This window comes from Streptomyces sp. NPDC056144, assembly GCF_042264145.1.
In the GTDB taxonomy this organism is placed as follows: Bacteria; Actinomycetota; Actinomycetes; order Streptomycetales; family Streptomycetaceae; genus Streptomyces.
The window spans coordinates 407,508-426,420 of record NZ_JBHJVF010000005.1 but is presented as its reverse complement, the minus strand read 5'-3'; the positions used below and the strand labels follow the sequence as shown (position 1 = coordinate 426,420).

The 18,913-nt window shown below is 74.3% G+C and carries 6 protein-coding genes; 4 read left to right on the top strand and 2 right to left on the bottom strand.

The window, feature by feature from the left end; all coding sequences use genetic code 11:
* The first annotated feature begins 201 nt into the window (after positions 1–201).
* The 3 genes from ACFC0Z_RS18505 to ACFC0Z_RS18495 are packed head-to-tail and all read left to right on the top strand — an operon-like array spanning position 202 to position 3,276.
* Positions 202–1,371 (top strand): DegT/DnrJ/EryC1/StrS family aminotransferase, encoded by a 1,170-nt coding sequence (locus ACFC0Z_RS18505; protein WP_376438744.1) that lies wholly within the window; start codon positions 202–204, stop codon positions 1,369–1,371.
* Positions 1,368–2,543, top strand: coding sequence for a Gfo/Idh/MocA family protein (locus tag ACFC0Z_RS18500; RefSeq protein ID WP_376438741.1), 1,176 nt, complete (start codon positions 1,368–1,370; stop codon positions 2,541–2,543). The genes ACFC0Z_RS18505 and ACFC0Z_RS18500 overlap by 4 nt, the downstream gene beginning before the upstream one ends.
* Positions 2,536–3,276 (top strand): HAD-IA family hydrolase, encoded by a 741-nt coding sequence (locus ACFC0Z_RS18495; RefSeq protein WP_376438739.1) that lies wholly within the window; start codon positions 2,536–2,538, stop codon positions 3,274–3,276. Before ACFC0Z_RS18500 ends, ACFC0Z_RS18495 begins: the two co-directional genes overlap by 8 nt.
* A 99-nt stretch (positions 3,277–3,375) precedes the next feature.
* Here ACFC0Z_RS18495 and ACFC0Z_RS18490 read toward each other — a convergent pair whose 3' ends face one another.
* Both ACFC0Z_RS18490 and ACFC0Z_RS18485 read right to left on the bottom strand, forming a co-directional pair.
* Complete coding sequence (locus ACFC0Z_RS18490; RefSeq protein WP_376438737.1) at positions 3,376–4,410, bottom strand: 3-dehydroquinate synthase family protein; 1,035 nt, start codon at positions 4,408–4,410, stop codon at positions 3,376–3,378.
* Positions 4,411–4,489: 79 nt separating this feature from the next.
* Positions 4,490–5,077 carry a hypothetical protein gene (locus ACFC0Z_RS18485; protein ID WP_376438735.1) on the bottom strand — a complete coding sequence of 196 codons (588 nt, stop codon included), beginning with the start codon at positions 5,075–5,077 and terminating at the stop codon, positions 4,490–4,492.
* 277 nt (positions 5,078–5,354) lie between these two features.
* Between ACFC0Z_RS18485 and ACFC0Z_RS18480 the strand changes: the two genes are divergently transcribed.
* Positions 5,355–18,878 carry an SDR family NAD(P)-dependent oxidoreductase gene (locus tag ACFC0Z_RS18480; RefSeq protein WP_376438732.1) on the top strand — a complete coding sequence of 4,508 codons (13,524 nt, stop codon included), beginning with the start codon at positions 5,355–5,357 and terminating at the stop codon, positions 18,876–18,878.
* The last annotated feature ends 35 nt before the right edge of the window (positions 18,879–18,913 follow it).

Sequence of the window (18,913 nt, the reverse complement as noted above, 5' to 3'; positions counted from 1 at the left end):
GAAGGGGCCCGTAGGCGCACAGTAAGGGGGGTTTCAAGGGACCCTGTAGGGGATGGGGTCCAGTGCCATCCGCGCGGTAGCGTGATATTCCCCGGACGAGAGAAAACCATCGGCCAAGCGGCCAGGGAACGTTATCGCGCTCCTCCGGCACTATTCCAGGCTCTCCGGATCGAGATCCTCCCCGAAAAGGATTGGTTCCCCATGACTGATCGTGAGCAGCAGCTGCTCGCCTCCCTTCCGACCTGGCCTCGTTACGGTGACGAGGAGCGCGCCAACCTGGTGCGCGCCCTCGACCAGGGCCAGTGGTGGCGCATGGGCGGCAGCGAAGTCGACTCCTTCGAGCGGGAGTTCGCCGACCGCCACGGCGCTCCTTATGCCCTCGCCGTCACCAACGGCACGCACGCCCTCGAACTGGCCCTCCAGGTCCTGGGTGTCGGCCAGGGCGACGAGGTGATCGTGCCGGCGTTCACCTTCATCTCCTCCTCGCAGGCCGCGCAGCGGCTCGGCGCGGTCGCCGTCCCGGTGGACGTCGACCCGGTGTCGTACTGCCTGGACCCGGAGGCCACGAAGGCCGCGATCACCGAGCGGACCAAGGCGATCATGCCGGTCCACATGGCCGGTCACTTCGCGGACATGGACGCCCTGGGCAAGATCTCCGCCGACACCGGCATCCCGCTGATCCAGGACGCGGCGCACGCGCACGGCTCCGAGTGGAACGGCCTGAAGGCCGGCGAGCTCGGTTCGATCGCCGCGTTCTCCTTCCAGAACGGCAAGCTGATGACGGCCGGCGAGGGCGGCGCGGTCACCTTCCCGGACGAGGCCTCGTACCAGGAGGCGTTCCTCCGTCACAGCTGCGGCCGTCCGGCCACGGACAAGCGGTACTACCACCAGACGTCCGGCTCCAACTTCCGGATGAACGAGTTCTCCGCCGCCGTCCTCCGCGCCCAGCTGGGCCGCCTCGACGAGCAGATCGCCACCCGCGAGCAGCGCGCCCCGCTCCTCGCCTCGCTGCTCGCCGAGATCCCGGGCGTCGTGCCGCAGGGCCGCGACGAGCGGGTCAACGTGAACCCGCACTACATGCAGATGTTCCGCATCCCCGGCATCACCGAGGAGAACCGCAACGCCCTCGTGGCGCGGCTGGTCGAGCGGGGCGTCCCGGCGTTCATCGCGTTCCGCGCGATCTACCGCTCGGACGGCTTCTGGGAGTACGCGGCCCCGAAGTCGACCGTGGACGAGCTGGCCGAGCGCTGCCCCGTCACCGAGGCCATCACCGCGGACACCATCTGGATCCACCACCGGACGCTGCTCGGCTCCGAGGAGCAGATGCACGCCATCGCCGGGGCCGTCGCCGCCGAGGTCGCGCGGTCGTGAACACCCCGGTGAGCGCGCTTGGACCGGCGCGTGATCCGGTCCGTACGAGCGTGGTCGGCCTCGGCTGGGCCGCCAAGTCCATCTGGCTGCCCCGGCTGCGCCAGCACCCCTCCTTCGCGGTGTCCTCCGTGGTGGACCCCAACACGGCGGCCCACGCGGAGATCGCCCAGGACCGCGCCGGCACCCGTCTCCTGACGGACGTGGCGGAGCTCGACAGGTCGAACACCGACCTGGCGGTCGTCGCGGTCCCCAACCACCTGCACTCCACCGTCGCCTCCCGCATCCTGCGCATGGGCATCCCGGTCTTCCTGGAGAAGCCGGTCTGCCTCAACTCGGCGGAGGCGGAACAGCTCGCCGCCGCCGAGCAGGCCGGCGGCGCGACGCTCCTCGCGGGCAGCGCCGCCCGTTACCGCACCGACGTCCGCATGCTGCGCCAGGTCATCACCGAGGACCTCGGGGAGCTCCGGCACATCGAGCTGTCGTGGGTGCGGGCCAGGGGCGTGCCGGACGCGGGCGGCTGGTTCACCCAGCGGCAGTTCGCGGGCGGCGGGGCCCTGGTCGACCTCGGCTGGCACCTGCTCGACACCGTCGGCCCGATCATCGGCCCGGTCGGTTTCGACCAGGCCGTGGGCACGGTCTCCGACGACTTCGTCAACGACCGTACGTCGGCGGCCGCCTGGCGCGAGGACGCGCCGAAGCACGACGCCTCGGACGGCGACGTCGAGGACACGGCCCGCGGCTTCCTGATCACCGAGGACGGCGTGTCCGTGGCGATCAGGGCGAGCTGGGCCTCGCACGAGCCGTACGACGTGACCCGGATCCGGGTCGACGGCAGCCACGGCAGCGCCACCCTGACCTGCACGTTCGGGTTCAGCCCGAACCGCCGCAAGGGGTCGCGGCTGGTCCGTGTCCGGGACGGCGTCGAGATCGACGTACCGCTGCCGGAGGAGGAGATCGGGGCGGAGTACCTCCAGCAGCTCGACGAGCTGCCGCTGCTGCTCGCCGACCCCGCGTCACAGGGGCGGACCGTGGACGAGGTCCGCCGCACCATCGCGGTGATCGAGCGCATCTACCGCTCGGCCCGCCGGGCCCGGATCGGCGCCCGCTCCACAAGAGCGGCCCGGACGGTGCCCCACTCGACGCTGCTCACCACGGAGGATCACCATGCCTGACGCTCTCGGCGACTATCCGGGCTATACGCCCTACGCCGGGTTCAGCGAGTTCACCGACGGCTTCCCCGCCGCCGGCCGGACCGACCGCACCTTCCGTGCGGTCGTGTTCGACCTCGACGGGGTCATCGTCGACAGCTACGAGGTGATGCGCGAGGCGTTCAGCATCGCGTACCGGGAGGTCGTGGGGGCGGGCGAGGCTCCGTTCGCGGAGTACAACCGCCACCTCGGCCGCTACTTCCCCGACATCATGCGGATCATGGGCCTTCCCCTCGCGATGGAGGGCCCGTTCGTCCGGGAGAGCTACCGTCTCCAGGCCGAGGTCCCCGTCTTCCCCGGCGTCCGCGAGCTCCTCCACGAGCTGCGGGCCCGCCGGATCCCGCTCGCCGTCGCCACCGGCAAGGCCGGCGACCGGGCCAGGTCGCTCCTCTCCGAGCTCGGCCTGCTGCCGCTGTTCGACATCGTCATCGGCTCCGACCAGGTGGCGCACCCCAAGCCCGCGCCCGACATGGTGCTCCGCGCCCTGTCGGTGCTCGGGGCGCCCCCGGAGCAGACGGTCATGGTCGGCGACGCGGTCACCGACCTCCAGAGCGCCCGCGGCGCCGGTGTGGTGCCGGCGGCGGCGCTGTGGGCCGGCGTCGACGAGGACGTCCTGCTCGCGGCGGGTCCCGAGGCGGTGCTGCGCCGGCCCGCCGACCTGCTCGCCCTGTGCCCGGGGGCGGTTCCCGTCGCGTAGGCGAGGACCCGTCCCGTACCCCCGGCGGGTGCGAAGAACACGAAAACGGCCCGGACTCTGCACAGTCCGGGCCGTTTCGCGTGTACGGAACAGGGCGGGTCAGCCGCCCACGGGCATCGCCGCCAGGGTGGCGAGGACGACCGACTCGGGTACGTCCCTGACGAGTTCGGCGCCGTCGGGGCCGTCGAGGACGAAGGCGAGGCCGGCGCCGGCCTTCTTGTCGCGGCGCATGTAGCGGAGCAGCGTGTCGTGACCGACCTCCTCGGGCAGCGTCACGGGCAGGCCGTACGAGGCCACGACCGCCCGGTGCTCCTCGGCGCGGGCCGCGTCGATGCGGCCGAGCGCGAAGGCGAGCAGCCCGGCGTAGACCGTGCCGATCGCGACGGACTCGCCGTGCCGGAGCCGGAAGTCGGTGGCCAGCTCCAGGGCGTGGCCCAGGGTGTGGCCGTAGTTGAGGATGTGCCGCAGCCCCTGGTCGCGTTCGTCGCGGGTGACGACGGACGCCTTGAGGGCGACGCTGGTGGCGATCTGGTCGACGAGGTCGAGGGCGTGGAGGTCCGGGGCGCCGATGAAGTGGCAGCGTGCCAGCTCCCCGTACCCGTTGATCCGTTCGGCCTCGGGGAGGGTGTCGAGGAACTCGGTGTCGCAGAGCACCTCGGCCGGCTGCCAGTAGGCGCCGACGAGGTTCTTGCCCTCGGGCAGGTTGACGCCGGTCTTGCCGCCGATGCTCGCGTCGACCTGGGCGAGCAGCGAGGTGGGCAGGTGGATCACCGGGGTGCCCCGGTGGTAGAGCGAGGCGGCGAGGCCGACCATGTCGGTGGTGGTGCCGCCGCCGCAGGAGACGATCACGTCGTCCCGGGTGAGGCCGAACCGGGCGAAGGCGCCGGTGAGTTCGGCGACGGTGGCGAGGGTCTTGTTGACCTCGCCGTCCTGGGCGTCGATCCGCAGGGTCTCGACGCCGAGCTCGGGGAGCCAGTGCGCGGGGCGGGCCGAGACGACGACCGCGCGCCGCGCCCCGAGACGGGCGACCGCCGCGGGGAGCAGGGCGCGCACGCCGGGGCCGATGTGGACGGTGTACGAGCGGTCGCCCAGGCCCACCTCGACCTGGTGGCGGGCCGCGAGCTGCTGGGTCATCGGGGGTTCCTTTCGGGGGCCCCGCGGAGGGCCCTGTCGGGTGCCTCTCGGAGGGCCCGGTCGGGACGCGGGGCCCGTCTCACGCGGTCTGGAGCGCGGCGGCCGGGACGGCGATCGGCTGGAGGTCCGCGCCCGAGGCGGTGAGCGCGGCGCGGACGGTGCGGGCGGCGAGCGCCTCGGTGACGGCCGGGATGCGCAGGCGGCGGTGGGTGAGGTGGGCGTGGTCGAAGAGCAGGTAGTTGACGGGCGCGCCCTGCTCGTTCCAGGCGTGGACGGAGCGGCGCAGGGTGCGCAGGTACGCGTCCCAGGCCTGCTCGGTCGCGCCGCTCATCGCCGGCGGGCCGTCGTCGAGGGCCGAACCGGCGGCCTGGGTGCGGTCGTAGAGGGCGGTGCGGCGGTCGGGGGTGAGGCCCTCCGTCCAGTGCTGCCAGCACTGGAAGAGGAATCCGCGGCGGCTTCCCTCGGGAATGAGCGCGACGACGTGCCGTACGTGCCAAACGGCGAGTGCGAGCTGTTCGTCGGCGGTGAGGGCGGGTTCGGCGGCGACGGCCTGCGCGAGTTCCTTGGAGGCCAGCGTCACGTCGTCGCTGAATTCGAAGCCGTAGGCCTCTTCATGATCCGTTTCAAGGGCCGTGAGGTGTGTCGGGTCCGGAGCTGTCACGTTCACCGGGAATTCCTTCCGTTACGATTCTCTCCATGCGACCATTCCCCTTTCACCTGCGGGAATGCCCGTTTATTCCATGCTAGGGCCGTCGCCCCCGCCGCCACTATCCACTAGGGGGCGATTACCGCTCCGCACACCCGAGTCAGGGAGCCCTTAGGGGGGTTGACTGGGGTTCAGAACGCACGTGAAGCAACGAGACTCTTCGTGATCGGTTGAGATCTGTAGAGATCCGTAGAGCGTTATTCGTTGTTTCCGTCGCGTTATCGAGGGGTGTGTGGACATGCTGCGAACCGAGCTGATCCGACCGTTGCCGGAACTGCTCACGGCGCACGCGAAGCGTTTCGGGAACAAGGTGGCCTACCGCGATTCCGAGCGTTCCGTCAGCTGGGCGCAGCTCGCCGAGCGGACCGGCCGGATCGCCGGCCACCTCGCGGCGCTGCGCCTCCAGCCGGGCGACCGTGCGGCCATCCTCCTGGGCAACCGCGTGGAGACCGTCGAGAGTTACCTGGCCATCGTGCGGGCCGCCGCGATCGGCGTCCCGCTCAACCCGCGTTCCACCGACGCCGAGCTGACCCACCTGCTGACCGACAGCGGTGCCCGCGTGGTCATCACCGACCCGGCCCACGTCGACCAGGTGCGGCGGGTGCTCGGCGCCGGGAGCCCGGTGCGGATCGTGGTGACCGGCAACGGCCGCCCGCCGGCCGGCGGCGCCTCCTTCGAGACGCTCGCGACGACCGCGCCCGCCACCCCGGCCCGGGACGACCTGGGCCTCGACGACGTGGCCTGGATGCTCTACACCTCCGGCACCACCGGCAAGCCCAAGGGCGTCCTGTCCACCCAGCGCAACGCGCTGTGGTCGGTGAGCGCCAGCTACGTCCCGATCCCCGAACTCTCCGCCGACGACCGGGTGCTGTGGCCGCTGCCGCTGTTCCACAGCCTGTCGCACATCGTCTGCGTCGTCGCGGTGACCACGGTCGGCGCCTCGGCCCGGCTGGTCGACGGCTTCGCCGCCGACGACGTCCTCGCCGCGCTCCGCGAGGAGAACTCCACCTTCCTGGCCGGCGTGCCCACCATGTACCACCAGCTGGTCGCGGCCGCCTCCCGCAAGGGCTTCCAGGCGCCCCGGCTGCGCATGTGCCTGGTCGGCGGCTCGGTCACCTCGGCCGACCTGCACACCCGCTTCGAGGAGCTGTACGGGGCGAAGCTGCTCGACGCGTACGGCTCCACGGAGACCTGCGGCTCCATCACCATGAAGTGGCCGACCGGCGACCGTGTCGAGGGCTCCTGCGGCATCCCCGTACCCGGCGTGAACGTCCGTCTGGTCGACCCGAACACCGGCAACGACGTGCCCACCGGCGAGGAGGGCGAGGTCTGGGTCAGCGGCCCGAACGTCATGGTCGGCTACCACAACGACCCGAAGGCGACCGCCGAGGCGCTCGTCGACGGCTGGTACCGCACCGGCGACCTGGCCCGCCGTGACGTCGCCGGGTACTTCCGCATCACCGGCCGCCTGAAGGAACTCATCATCCGCGGCGGCGAGAACATCCACCCCGGCGAGGTCGAGGAGGTCCTGCGGTCCGTGCCGGGCGTCGCCGACGTCGCCGTCGTCGCCAAGCCGCACGACGTGCTCGGCGAGGTCCCGGTCGCCTTCGTCGTCCCCGGCCCCGAGGGCCTGGACCCCGAACTCCTCTACGCCGCCTGCCGCGAGCGGCTCGCCTACTTCAAGGTGCCCGAGGAGCTGTACGAGACCGAGTCCATCCCCCGTACCCAGTCCGGCAAGATCACCCGCCACAAGCTGCTCAGCCGTCCCATGCGGCTGCGGGCGGCGAACGCCAGCCACTTCGAGTCGCTGCTGCGCCTCGACTGGATCCCGCTGACCGGCGGCACCGCCCAGGACGTCTCGGAGGCCACGGGGGCCGCCGAGCACTGGCTGGTCACCGGCGCCGACGCGGAGGCCCTCGCCACCGCCCTCGACGAGCGGCTCGCCGAGGCCGGCGCGGCCGTCCCCGGCACCGTCGTCCTCGGCCTCGACGTCCCGCAGGCCGCCTCCGCCGCCGAGTTCGCGGGCGCCGTCGGCCGTACCGTCGAGGAGCTCGCCGCCCGCGTCGAGGCCTGGCTCGGCGACGAGCGCCTCGCCAACACCCGGCTCGCCGTCGCCACCCGCGGCGCCGTCATCGCCGGGCCCCGCGAGACCCTCCACAACATCGCGCACGCCCCCGTCTGGGGCCTCCTGCGCTCCCTCCAGGCCACCCACCCGGGCCGCCTGCTCCTCCTCGACCTCGACGAGGCCCCCGCCTCCCTGGAGGCGCTGCCCTCGGCCCTGGCCTCCGGCGAGCCGCAGCTCGCGCTGCGCACCGGCGTCCCGCTCGTCCCCCGGCTCGCCCGGGTCGCGGCGAGCGCCGACCCGGCCGAGCGGCGGGTCCTCGACCCGCAGGGCGCCGTCGTCGTCACCGGCGCCGAGAGCCCGGAGGCCGCGGAGATCGCCCGCCACCTGGTGACCGGCCACCGCATCCGGCACGTCCTCCTGATCACCTCGCACGACGCCGCCGACGAGCGCGTCACCGGCCTCGCGGCCGAGCTGACGCGGCTGGGCGCGAAGGTCCGCGCGACCGTCTGCGACCTGACCGACCGGGCCGCGCTCGCCGCCACCCTCGACCAGGCCGGACGCCCGGTCACCGCCGTCGTCCACGCGCACGGCTGGCAGACCGCGCTCGCGGACCGCCCGGACCGGGCGCTCGCCTCCGCCGTCGGCTCCCTGCTCCACCTGCACGAGCTGTCCCGCGCCCACGACCTCGCCGCGTTCGTCGTCTGCTCCTCCGCGGACACGCTCCTCGGCGCGGCGGGCGAAGGCGGCCGGGCCGCCTTCCACACCTTCCTCGACGCCCTCGCGCAGCACCGCGCCGACCGCGGCCTCCCCGCGCTGTCGCTCGGCTGGGGCCCCTGGGAGCCGGCCGTCACCGACGGCGGCTCGGACGAGCCGGGCGTCGGCACGCTCACCACCGCCGAGGGCCTCGCCATGTTCGACGCGGCCCTCCTCGGCGGCCAGGCGCACTGCCTGCCGATGCGCCTCGACACCGCGACCCTCGCGACCGGCTCGGTGAACGTCCTGCTCACCGGCCTCATCGACACCTCCGCGACGCCCGCGACCGCCGACACCTCGATCGCCGAGGCCCTCCGCGAGCGCCTCGCGCCGCTCCCCGAGCCGGAGCAGGTCCGCGTCCTCCTCGACATCGTCCGCACCGAGGCGGCCCGCGTCATCGACCTCGGCTCCATCGACAAGGTCGGCCCCGAGCGCGCCTTCAAGGAGCTCGGCTTCACCTCGCTGCACGCCGTCGCCCTGCGCAACCGTCTCACCGAGACCACCGGTCTCAAGCTGCCCGCGACCCTCGCCTTCGACCACCCGACCCCGGGGGCCGTCGCCCGCCTGCTCCACTCGGAGCTCAACGGCATCCAGGCCGCCGTCGAGGAGGTCCGCCCCGAGGTCGCCGGCTCCGACGAGCCGATCGCCATCGTCGGCATGGCCTGCCGCCTGCCCGGCGGGGTCACCTCCCCCGAGGAGCTGTGGCGGCTCGTCGCCGAGGCCCGCGACGCGGTCTCCGGCTTCCCCGAGGACCGCGACTGGAACCTGGAGGAGCTGTACGACCCCGAGGGCGGCCGGCCGGGATCCTCGTACGTCCGCGAGGGCGGCTTCCTGTACGACCAGGCCGACTTCGACGCCGAGTTCTTCGGCATCTCGCCGCGCGAGGCGACCGCCATGGACCCGCAGCAGCGGCTCCTCCTGGAGACCTCCTGGGAGGCCCTGGAGCGGGCGGGCATCGACCCGTCGCGGCTGCGCGGCGAGCCCGTCGGCGTCTTCTCCGGCGTCATGTACCACGACTACGGCACCCATGTGACGGGCGCTCCCGAGGAGTTGGAGGGGTACCGGGGCACCGGCTCGGCGGGCAGCGTCGCCTCCGGCCGCGTCTCGTACACCTTCGGCCTCGAAGGCCCGGCGCTCACCGTCGACACGGCCTGCTCCTCCTCGCTCGTCGCCCTGCACCTGGCCGCGCAGTCGCTGCGCAACGGCGAGTGCACGATGGCGCTCGCGGGCGGTGTCGCGCTGATGGCCGAGCCCACCTCGTTCGTCGAGTTCTCCCGGCAGCGGGCGCTGGCCCCCGACGGCCGCTGCAAGCCGTACGCCGAGGCCGCCGACGGCACCGGCTGGGCCGAGGGCGTCGGCGTCCTCCTCCTGGAGCGGCTCTCCGACGCCGAGCGCCTGGGCCACCCGGTCCTCGCGGTCGTGCGCGGTTCGGCGGTCAACCAGGACGGCGCCTCCAACGGCCTCACCGCGCCGAGCGGCCCCTCGCAGCAGCGGGTGATCCGCCAGGCACTGGCCAACGCGCACCTGACGAGCGGGGACGTGGACGTGGTCGAGGGCCACGGCACGGGCACCATGCTCGGCGACCCGATCGAGGCGCAGGCGCTGCTCGCCACCTACGGCCAGGACCGCGACGCGGCCCAGGAGCCGCTGTGGCTCGGCTCGCTCAAGTCGAACATCGGGCACGCGCAGTCGGCGGCCGGTGTCGCCGGTGTCATCAAGATGGTCCAGGCGATCCGCAACGGCGTCCTGCCGCAGTCCCTCCACATCGACCGCCCGTCGACGAAGGTCGACTGGGAGGCGGGGGCCGTGGAGCTCCTGACCGAGGCCCGCGCCTGGCCCGAGGTGGACCGTCCGCGCCGCGCGGCCGTCTCCTCCTTCGGCGTCAGCGGCACCAACGCCCACGTCATCATCGAGCAGGCCCCGGACTCCTCCCCCGCCGGCGAGGACAAGGGCCGCGCGGCCGCCGCGGTCACCCCGTGGCTGGTCTCCGCCAAGTCGCAGGACGCCCTGCGGGCCCAGGCGGGCCAGTTCGCCGCCGTCGCCCGGGGCGCGGACCGTTCGGACCTGGCGCACGCGCTCGCCTTCACGCGGGCCGCGCTCGACCAGCGGGCCGTGGTCGTCTCGGCCGACAAGGACGCCCTGGTCGCGGGTCTCGCGGCCCTGGAGGCCGGTGAGCCGGCCGCCGAGCTCGTCACGGGCACGGCCGACGTCCACGGCAAGACCGCGTTCGTCTTCCCCGGCCAGGGCCACCAGTGGGCCGGCATGGGCGCGCGGCTCGTCGAGGACTCGCCCGTCTTCGCCGCGGCGGTCGAGGAGTGCGCGGCGGCCTTCGCCCCGTACGTCGACTGGAACCTGCTCGACGTCCTCCGCCAGGCCCCCGACGCCCCCGCCTTCGACCGCGTGGACGTCGTCCAGCCCGCCTCCTTCGCCATCATGGTGTCCCTCGCGCGGCTCTGGCAGCACCACGGGCTCGTGCCCGACGCCGTCGTCGGCCACTCGCAGGGCGAGATCGCCGCGGCGTACGTCGCCGGGGCCCTGTCCCTGGACGACGCCGCCCGCGTGGTCACCCTGCGCAGCCAGGCCATCGGCGCCCACCTCGCGGGCCTCGGCGGCATGATGTCCGTGCCGCTGCCGCTGGCCGAGGTCGAGGCCCGTATCGCCGACTTCGACGGCCGCATCGAGACAGCCGCCGTCAACGGCCCCGGCTCCACGGTCGTCGCCGGAAACGCCGACGCCCTCGACGAACTGCACACCGCGTACGAGGCGGAGGGCGTCCGCGCCCGCAAGATCCCCGTCGACTACGCCTCGCACACCAGCCACGTCGAGCGGATCGAGGAGGAACTCGCCCGCGTCCTCGACGGGTTGGCTCCCTCCTCCCCCCGCATCCCGATGTTCTCCACCCTGCGGGGCGCGTGGCTCGACGGCGACACCGTCCTCGACGGCGGCTACTGGTACGCGAACCTCCGCCATCAGGTCCGCTTCGGCGAGTCCGTCGCCCAGCTCGTCGACGCCGGATTCCGCGCGTTCGTCGAGGTCAGCGCCCACCCGGTGCTCAGCATGCCGGTCCAGGAGATCCTGGAGGCGCGGGCCGACGGCCCCTGGGTGACCAGCGGTTCGCTGCGCCGGAACGACGGCGACCTCCAGCGCTTCCTGACCTCCGCCGCCGAGCTGCACGTCCGCGGCGTGGCGCTCGACTGGCGGACCGTGCTCACCGAGGCCCACCCGGCCCGGGTCGAGCTGCCCACCTACCCGTTCCAGCGCCGCCGTTACTGGCTGGAGGGCACCGGCAGCACGGACGCGGGCGCGCTCGGCCTGGCGACCGAGGAGCACCCGCTGCTCGGCGCGCTCGTCGAACTCCCCGGCTCCGGCGGTGTCCTGGCGACGGGCCTGCTGTCCCTGAAGACGCACCCGTGGCTGGCCGCCGACGCGGCCGGCGGGTCCTCCGCCGTCCCCGGCTCGGTCCTCTTCGAGCTCGCGGTGCGCGCCGGTGACCACGTGTCCGCCGGAATGATCGAGGAACTGGTCCTGGAGGAGCCGCTCGTCCTGCCCGAGCGCGGTGCCGTCCGGGTCCGCGTCCAGGTCGGCGCGGCCGGGGAGACCGGTCTTCGCGCGGTCAGCGTCCACTCCCGTACCGACGACTCGGACGACTGGACGCGGAACGCGATCGGCCACCTCGCCGCCCAGGCCCCCTCGTTCGCCGGGGACTTCACGGTCCGCCCGCCGCAGAGCGCCGAGGCCGTCGACGTCGAGGGCCTCGCCGAGGGGCTGCGGAAGGTCTGGCGCCACGGCGACGAGGTGTACGCCGAGGTGGCGCTGCCCGAGGAGCTCGCGGGTGACGCGACCGCCTTCGGCCTGCACCCGGCGCTGCTCGACGCGGCCCTGTCGGTCGCGGCCTTCGGCCCGCTCGGCTCCGCCGCCCGCGACGGCAAGGTGCTGCTCCCGCACACCTGGCGCCGGGTCTCCCTGTACGCGTCGGGCGCGGCCCGCCTCCAGGTCCGCGTCAGCCCGCACGGCGACGGCTCGGTCACCCTGGCGGCGGCCGACTCGGCGGGCTCCCCCGTCCTGTCGGTGCGCGAACTCACCTACCGCGCGGTCGACTCGGCCCGTCTCGCGGGCGGCGGCGACTCCCTGCGGGACTCGCTCTTCCGCGTGGAGTGGCAGGAGACCGCCGCGCCCGGCACCACCGCCGGCGAGCGGTGGCCGCTCCTGGACCTGACCGAGAACACCGAGGACGTGCGGACCGTCACGGCCCGCGCCCTCGCCCTCGTCCAGGCCCACCTGGCCACCGACCCCGACGACACCCGGCTCGTGGTCCTCACCCGGGGCGCGGTCGACAGCCCGGCCCAGGCCGCCGTACGCGGTCTCGTCCGCACGGCGCAGAACGAGCACCCGGACCGGCTGGTCCTGGTCGACACGGACGTCGAGTCGGCGGGCCTGCTCCACGCGGCCCTCGCCACCGGCGAACCGCAGCTCGCCCTGACCGGCGGGAAGATCACCGTCCCCCGCCTGGCCCGCACCACCGTCCCCGGCACCGCGAGCCCGCTGTACGCCGACGGCACGGCCCTGATCACCGGCGGCACCGGCACCCTCGGAGCCCTCACCGCCCGCCACCTGATCACCGAGCACGGCATCCGCCACCTCCTCCTGATCAGCCGCCGCGGCCCGGAGACCCCGGGCGCCGACCAGCTGCGCCAGGAGCTCACCGCCCTCGGCGCGACGGTCACCGTCAAGGCCGTCGACGCGACCGACCTCGACCAGGTCACGGCGCTGGTCGCCGGGATCGACCCGGCCCACCCGCTCACCGCCGTCATCCACACGGCCGGTGTCCTCGACGACGGCGTCATCACCGCCCAGACCCCCGAGCGGCTCGACACCGCCTTCCGCGCCAAGATCGACGCGGCCGAGGTGCTCCACGCGGCCACGAAGCACCTGGACCTGTCCGCCTTCGTGCTCTTCTCCTCCGCCGCCGGCACCCTCGGCAACCCCGGCCAGGCCAACTACGCCGCCGCCAACGCCGCCCTCGACGCCTACGCCCACCAGCTGCGCGCCGAAGGCACCCCGGCGACCTCGCTCGCCTGGGGCTACTGGTCCGACGTCAGCGGCATGACCGCCCACCTCGACGAGGCGGCGCTCCAGCGCCACCGCAGGGACGGCATGCTCGGCCTCTCCGCCGAGGCCGGCATGGCGCTCCTCGACGCCGGATTCCGCTCCCCCGAGGCCGCGTTCGTCGCCGCCCGGCTCGACCTCGCCGGGCTCCGCGCCCGCTCGGTCACGGACCCGGTCCCGCCGCTGCTCCGCGGCCTCGTCCGGCCGCTGCGCCGGGTCGCCGCGCAGGCCGGTCCCGCCGCCACCGCCGGCGGCGGGAACGCCCTGGCGGAGCGGCTCGCCGGGCTCGCCCCCGCCGAGCGCGAGCGGACCCTCGTGGACATCGTGCGGGCCGAGGCCGCGACCGTCCTCGGGCACGCGACCGCCGACGCCATCGACGAGAAGCGCGCCTTCAAGGAGCTGGGCTTCGACTCGCTGACCGCCGTCGAGCTGCGCAACCGCATCGGCAAGCGGGCCGGGCTCACCCTGCCCACCACGCTGGTCTTCGACTACCCGACGCCCACCGTCCTCGCCCGCAAGCTCCTCGCCGACCTGGTCGGCGACGAGCCCGAGCAGGCCGTGAAGGAGCTGGGCCGTACGACGGCCTCCGAGGACGACGACCCGATCGTGATCGTCGCCATGGGCTGCCGCTTCCCCGGCGGCGCGGACGGCCCCGAGGAGCTGTGGCGGATCGTCGCCGACGGCGCCGACATCATCGGCGGGCTCCCGCAGGACCGCGGCTGGGACCTGGAGGCGCTCTACCACGAGGACCCGGAGCACCTGGGGACCTCGTACGCCAAGCACGGGGCGTTCCTGGACACGGCGACCGTGTTCGACGCCGGGTTCTTCGGGATCTCGCCGCGCGAGGCCGTCGCCATGGACCCGCAGCAGCGGCTCCTCCTGGAGACGACCTGGGAGACGTTCGAGCGGGCGGGCATCGACCCGACCGGTCTGGGCGGCGAGCGCGTCGGCGTCTTCGTCGGCGTCAACGACCGCGACTACATCCTGCGGATGCAGCACGGCGCGGGCGAGCTGGAGGGCTACCGGCTGACCGGCACGTCCGGCAGCGTCGCCTCCGGCCGCATCTCGTACACCTTCGGCCTCGAAGGCCCGGCCCTCACGGTCGACACGGCCTGCTCCTCCTCGCTCGTCGCGCTCCACCTGGCCGCGCAGTCGCTGCGCACCGGCGAGTCGACGATGGCGCTCGCCGGCGGTGTCGCGCTGATGACGACCCCGGACGCCTTCGTGGAGTTCTCCCGCCAGCGCGGTCTGTCGACCGACGGCCGCTGCAAGGCCTTCGCCGACGCCGCCGACGGCACCGGCTGGGCCGAGGGCGTGGCGCTGCTGCTCGTCGAGCGGCTCTCCGACGCCGAGCGGCTCGGCCACCCGGTCCTCGCGGTCGTGAAGGGCACGGCGGTCAACCAGGACGGCGCGTCCAACGGCCTCACCGCCCCCAACGGCCCCTCGCAGCAGCGCGTGATCCGCGCCGCCCTCCAGGACGCCGGTCTGACCGGCTCCGAGGTCGACGCGATCGAGGCGCACGGCACGGGCACGCGGCTCGGCGACCCGATCGAGGCGCAGGCGCTGCTCGCCACCTACGGCCAGGACCGCGACGCGGACCGGGAGCCGCTGTGGCTCGGCTCGCTCAAGTCGAACATCGGGCACACGCAGGGCGCCGCCGGCGCCGCGAGCGTGATCAAGATGGTCCAGGCGATCCGGCACGGCGTCCTGCCGCAGACCCTGCACGTGGACGAGCCGTCGACGAAGGTCGACTGGTCGGCCGGCGCGGTGGAGCTCCTCACGGAGGCCCGCCCGTGGCCCGAGGTGGACCGTCCGCGCCGCGCGGCCGTCTCCTCCTTCGGCGTGAGCGGCACCAACGCCCACGTCATCATCGAGCAGGCCCCGGAGAGGGCCCCCGAGGCGGCGGCCGTACGGGAACCCGCCGAGGTCATCCCCTACGTCCTGTCCGCCAAGTCCCCCGAGGCGCTGGCCGGTCAGGCCGCGCGCCTCGCCGAGTGGCTCCGCGACAGCGGGCGCACCACCCGGTCCGAGTTCGCGGACGTCGCGTACTCCCTGGCCGCCTCCCGCGCCGAGCTCGACCACCGGGCCGTCGTCGTGGCGGCCGACCGCGAGGAGCTGCTCGCCGGGCTCGACGGACTCGCCTCCGGCGCGCTCCCGGGCTCGGTCGTCGGCGGCGCCCCCGCCGCGGGCCGTACGGCGTTCCTCTTCACCGGCCAGGGCAGCCAGCGGACCGGCATGGGCCGCGAGCTGTACGACCAGTACCCGGTGTACGCGGAGGCCTTCGACGCGGCCTGCGCCGAGCTCGACACGCACCTGGTCGCCGCCGGTCACGTCGAACTCCCCGTCAAGGACGTGGTGTTCGCCGAGACCGACACCCCGGCCGCCGAGCTGCTGCACCGCACGGTCTACACCCAGTCCGCGCTGTTCGCCGCCCAGGTCGCCCTGTTCCGCCTCGTCGAGTCCTGGGGCGTACGGCCCGACGCGGTCGCCGGTCACTCGATCGGCGAACTGGCCGCCGCCCACGTGGCGGGCGTCTACTCGCTCGCCGACGGTGCCGCCCTGGTCGCCGCGCGCGGCCGGCTCATGCAGGCCCTGCCCGAGGGCGGCGCGATGGTCGCCGTCCAGGCGACCGAGGCCGAGCTGCTCCCGCTGCTGCCGGCCGACGGCCGGGCGGGCGTCGCGGCGGTCAACGGGCCCTCGGCCCTGGTGATCTCGGGCGACGAGGACGCGGTCCTCGCGGTCGCCGAGGTCTGCAAGGCGAAGGGCTGGAAGACGAAGCGCCTCCGGGTCAGCCACGCCTTCCACTCGGCCCGCATGGAGCCGATGCTCGCCGAGTTCCGGAAGATCGCCGCCGGACTCTCGTACGCGGAGCCCCGTATCCCCGTGGTCTCCACCCTGACCGGCACCGGCGTCGGCCTGGACCGGCTCGGCACCGCCGACTACTGGGCGGACCACGTCCGGCAGCCGGTGCGGTTCGCCGACGCCGTGCGCGACCTGCGGGCCGCGGGCACCACCCGCTTCCTGGAGATCGGCCCGGACGCCGTCCTGACGGCGATGGCCCGCGAGACGCTCGACGCCGACGCCTCGGCGAACGGCTCCGAGGTCCTCGTGCCGGGTCTGCGCCGCGAGCGCTCCGAGCCGCGCACCCTCCTCGCCGCCCTCGCCGGGCTGTACGTCCACGGCACCCGCGCCGACTGGTCCGCCGCCTTCGACGGGACCGGCGCCGCCCGCGTCGACCTGCCGACGTACGCCTTCCAGCGCGAGCGGTACTGGGCCGAGGCGACGGCCGGCACGACGGACGTGGCCGGGCTCGGCCTCGCCTCCGCCGAACACCCGCTGCTCGGCGCGGTCGTCGAACTCCCCGAGGACGGCGGGGTCCTGGCCACCGGCCGGCTCTCCCTCAAGAGCCACGCCTGGCTCGCCGACCACGCCAAGTCGGGCACGGTCCTCGTGCCGGGCACCGCGCTCGTCGAGCTGGCCGTCCGCACCGGCGACCAGATCGACGCCGGGGTCCTGGAGGAGCTGGTGCTCCAGTCGCCGATGGTCCTCCCGGAGCGCGGCAGCGTCGAGGTCCGCGTCCTGGTCGGCGCCGCCGACGGCGAGGGCCGCCGCACGGTCGGCATCCACTCCCGTACGGAAGGGGCCGACGGCACCGACGAGTGGGTCCGGCACGCCACCGGCTCCCTCACCTCCGCCGGGCAGGCGCCCGCGCAGACGCTGACGGCCTGGCCGCCGGCGGACGCGGAGCCCGTCGACATCGACGGCTTCTACGACCGGCAGGCCGCCGCGGGCCACGAGTTCGGCCCGCTGTTCCAGGGCCTGCGGACGGTGTGGCGCCGGGGCGAGGAGCTGTTCGCCGAGGTCGCCCTGCCGGACGAGGCCGCCGCCGAGGCCGCCGCGTTCGGTCTGCACCCGGCGCTGCTCGACGCGGCCCTGCACACGACCAGCTTCGGCGCGGTCGCCGAGACGGAGGCAGGACAGGTCCTGCTCCCGTTCGCCTGGAACGGGGTCACCCTGCACGCCGCCGGCGCGGCCCGCCTGCGGGTCCGCATCACCCCCCGGGGCGGCGACACCGTCGCCGTCGAGGCGGCGGACGCCACCGGCGCCCCCGTCGCCACGGTCGGCTCGCTCGCCTTCCGGGCCGTCGACCCGGCGCAGCTGGGCGGCGAGCAGGACCGGCTGAAGGACGCCCTGTTCCGCGTCGAGTGGCAGGAGATCGCCGCCCCCGGCACCACCGCCGGAGCCGACTGGCCGGTCCTGGACCTGACGGAGAGCACCGAGGAGGTGCGGGCCCTCACCGGCCGCGTCCTCGCCGCCGTCCAGGCCCACCTGGCGGGCGACCCCGACGGCAGCCGGCTCGTGGTCCTCACCCGCAACGCGGTGGAGAACCCCGACCAGTCGGCCGTCTGGGGCCTGGTCCGCACCGCGCAGAACGAGCACCCGGACCGCCTGGTCCTGGTCGACACCGACCCCCGGTCGGCCTCGCTGCTCGGCTCCGCGCTGGCGACCGGCGAGCCCCAGCTCGCCCTGCGGGACCGGAAGATCACCGTCCCGCGCCTCGCCCGCACCTCCGTCGCGGACACGAGCAGCCCGCTCGACCCGGACGGCACGGTCCTCGTCACCGGCGGTACGGGCACCCTCGGCGCCCTCACCGCCCGCCACCTGATCACCGAGCACGGCATCAAGCACCTCCAGCTGATCAGCCGGCGCGGCCTCGCGGCGCCCGGCGCGGAGGAGCTCCGCCAGGAGCTCACCGCCCTCGGCGCCACCGTCACCGTGTCGGCGACCGACGCCACCGACCCCGACCAGCTCGCGGCCCTGCTCGCGACGGTCGACCCGGCGCACCCGCTCACCGCCGTCATCCACACGGCCGGTGTGCTCGACGACGGTGTCATCACCGCCCAGACCCCGGAGCGGCTCGACACCGCCTTCCGCGCCAAGATCGACGCGGCGCACCGGCTCCACGAGGCCACGAAGGACCAGGACCTGGCCGCCTTCGTCCTCTTCTCCTCGGCTGCGGGCACGCTCGGCAACCCCGGGCAGGCCAACTACGCGGCGGCCAACACCTACGTGGACGCCCTCGCGGGCCGGCTCCGCGCCGAAGGCACCCCGGCGGTCTCCCTCGCCTGGGGCCTGTGGGCCGAGGCGAGCGGCATGACGGGCGAGCTGAGCGAGGCCGACCTCAAGCGCGGCAAGCGCACCGGCATCACCGCGATGCCGACCGAGCAGGCGCTCGCGCTGCTCGACGCGGGCCTCGCCGCCAAGGACGACACCGCCCTGGTGACCGCCCGGCTCGACCTGGCGGGTCTGCGCAGGCAGGCCGCCACCGACGCCGACGGGATCCCTGCCCTGCTCCGGTCCCTGGTCCGCGCCCCCCGCAAGGCGGCCCGGACGGCGACGGTCGTCGAGGAGTCCCTGACCGACCGCCTGGCGGCCCTGCCGGCCGCCGAACGCTCCAAGGCCGTCCTGGAACTCGTCCGCACGGAGGCGGCGACGGTCCTCGGACACGCCACCGCCAAGGCGATCGGCGCTTCGAGCGCGTTCAAGGAGATCGGCTTCGACTCCCTGGCCGCCGTGGAGCTCCGCAACCGCCTCGCCGCCGCGACCGGGGTCCGGCTGCCGGCCACGCTGATCTTCGACTACCCGACGCCCGGGGAGCTCGCGGAGCAGCTGACCGAGGAGCTCGGCCTCACCGACGCGGCCCCCGACGCCGACGAGGCCCCGTCCGAGCCGTCCACCGGCGAGCTCGGCATCGACCTCGACCTGGACATCGACATCGAGTCGGCGACCGACGACGAGCTGTTCGCGCTCATGGACGGTGAACTCGACCTCTCCTGATCCCTCCTGGTTCCCAGCCGTCCATCCACCGACAT